Annotated in this window: 2 protein-coding genes; both read right to left on the bottom strand. The window is 64.3% G+C overall.

Annotation, left to right across the window (positions count from 1 at the left end; translation table 11 throughout):
• Positions 1-180: hypothetical protein (locus EN984_RS38430; protein WP_127384380.1), on the bottom strand; the 180-nt coding region annotated here is incomplete at its 3' end.
• Between the two features lie 74 nt (positions 181-254).
• A partial coding sequence (locus EN984_RS35135; protein ID WP_245480189.1) for an AarF/UbiB family protein occupies positions 255-1,246 on the bottom strand: 992 nt, incomplete at its 5' end.

The raw sequence follows: 1,246 nt of genomic DNA on the forward strand, positions 1-1,246 counted from the left end.
CTTGGGTTTTTCCCCAGATGCCAAACCCGTTCGGTCGAACCCTTTTGTGGTCGGCAGCCCAACGGATGCGGCGAGCACGTCCCGCGCTTCCTGCTCCATGGAAACGCCCCGCGCGGCGCCGCGCTCGCGTAGCCGCCGCATGACATGGTCTTCCAGATTGCGGACGGTAATCCTCGCCATATGCACACTCCTACGTAGAATATAGCGATCTCGATTTCCGACTGCAATGACAGCATTGCTGTCATTGCCTGCACTCAGATGATCTTCCAGGCGATATAGACCAGCGTCAGCGCAATTACCCAGAGTGCCCAGCGGCCGGAGCGGCTGTAGCGCGCCTCGGCCTTGCCGATGGCGTCGGCGGTGGTCTCGTCGAAGCGCAGGCCGTGCTCGGCCATCAGGTCGATCTCGCGCGACAGCCGGTCGGTGCGCGCCGCAAGCTCGGGAATCTGGCGGGCCAGGGTGAGCAGCGCCCGGGCGCCGTCACGCGCATCGATCATCATGCCACGCGGCCCAAGATTGCCTGATATCCAGTCGCCGACCACCGGCTCGGCCGTCTTCCACATGTTGAAGGCCGGGTCGAGCGTGCGCGCCACGCCCTCGACCACCACCATGGTCTTCTGCAACAGGATCAATTCGGGCCGCGTCGCCATGTCGAAGAGTTCGGTGACCTCGAACAGCAGCGTCAGAAGCTTGGCCATCGAGATGGTCTCGGCCGGCTGGCCATGGATCGGCTCCCCGATCGCCCGGATCGCCTGCGCGAAGGCCGCGACATTGTGCTGGCGTGGCACATAGCCGGCCTCGAAATGGACCTCGGCGACACGCAGATAGTCGCGCGTGATGAAGCCGTAGAGAATTTCGGCGAGGAAGCGGCGCTCCTTCTTGCCGAGCCTGCCGGCAATGCCGAGATCGACGGCAACGATGGTGCCGTTTGCCTCGACGAACAAATTGCCCGGATGCATGTCGGCATGGAAGAAGCCGTCGCGCAGGGTGTGGCGCAGGAACGACTGGATGAGATTGGCTGCGATCGCCTTCAGATCGTGGCCGGCGGCCTCCAGGCCGGCAATGTCGTTCATCTTGACGCCGTCGACCCACTCCATGGTCAAGACGTCGCGGCCGGTGCGCTCCCAGTCGACGGACGGCACGCGAAAGCCGGGGTCATCCCTGGTGCTTTCGCCGAGCTCCGAGAGAGCCGCCGCCTCGAGGCGAAGATCCATCTCGATCTTGGTGGTCTGCGCCAGCGTCTGGG

It is taken from the genome of Mesorhizobium sp. M7A.F.Ca.CA.004.12.1.1 (assembly GCF_003997835.1).
GTDB lineage: Bacteria > Pseudomonadota > Alphaproteobacteria > Rhizobiales > Rhizobiaceae > Mesorhizobium.